The organism is Bacillus sp. JJ1521 (assembly GCF_036965165.1).
In the GTDB taxonomy this organism is placed as follows: domain Bacteria; phylum Bacillota; class Bacilli; order Bacillales; family Bacillaceae_L; genus Ferdinandcohnia.
In genome coordinates this window covers 1-851 of sequence record NZ_JBALOX010000301.1, presented here as the reverse complement: position 1 = coordinate 851, position 851 = coordinate 1, and the positions used below count along the sequence as shown (strand labels likewise).

Here is an 851-nt window from a genome sequence, read left to right as displayed (position 1 = left end):
AAATTATTGGTGTAATATTTAATATAACTAATAAGTATAGAGAGCTTTCAAAGTTAATTTACACTGGGCTAACCCAATCACAGTATGTAGGTAATTGGGAAGATATTTATGCCCCCCTATATATTTGGATGGAAGATTTATTACAAAAAGGAAAGAAAGATCAAGCCATTCATTCTGATGTGAACGTTAAATATACTGCGAAAATTATTATAGGGTCAATTGAATCGGTAGCAGAGCAGGTTTATCTTTACGATCAGCTGGATGAGGAATCCATTGCTGGATATAAGAATGAACTGCATAAATTTGTAGTTAGCGCACTAGGGGCTCACCGATAGCGTTTCTTTTTTTATAGCAAAATGACTGACATTCATTCATTATTTAAGGTTTAATACTAACATACAAGGATGGAGTTTTACATGAAAAGAGCTTAGATATATGTAATATTAACTTGTGTATTTGAATTACTTTGGATTTTTGGTTTCAATGTTGCCAATACATGGTGGCACTGGACACTTATTATCCCCGTAATAATTGTAGATTTTATTGTACTTTCAAAAGCATGTGAGTTGTTACCAACGGGTACTGTTTATGCAATCTTCGCAGCTGCTGGTACAGTCGGTACTTCTCTTATGGATGTATTTATATTTGGAGAAAGATTTATAATGGAAAAAGGGTTTTTTATCGGGCTCCTCGTTATTGGGGTTATCGCTTTGAATCTTGCAGATAATAAGTCGAGTTCGAATGTGGAATCAAAAGAAGGAGTTGCTTGATATGGGATGGATATACGTATTTCTTGCTGCAGTACTGGAACTTATTGGTGTTATCGGCTTAAATAGATTTAGTAAAAGAAA

1 protein-coding gene and 1 pseudogene are annotated in these 851 nt (G+C 34.1%); both read left to right on the top strand.

The features are described from left to right. A pseudogene (locus V7147_RS25080) lies at nucleotides 1-335 on the top strand (TetR family transcriptional regulator); the annotation flags it as partial. 96 nt (nucleotides 336-431) lie between these two features. Continuing rightward, complete coding sequence (locus V7147_RS25075) at nucleotides 432-770, top strand: DMT family transporter (RefSeq protein ID WP_335370514.1); 339 nt, start codon at nucleotides 432-434, stop codon at nucleotides 768-770. Nucleotides 771-851: the final 81 nt, after the last annotated feature.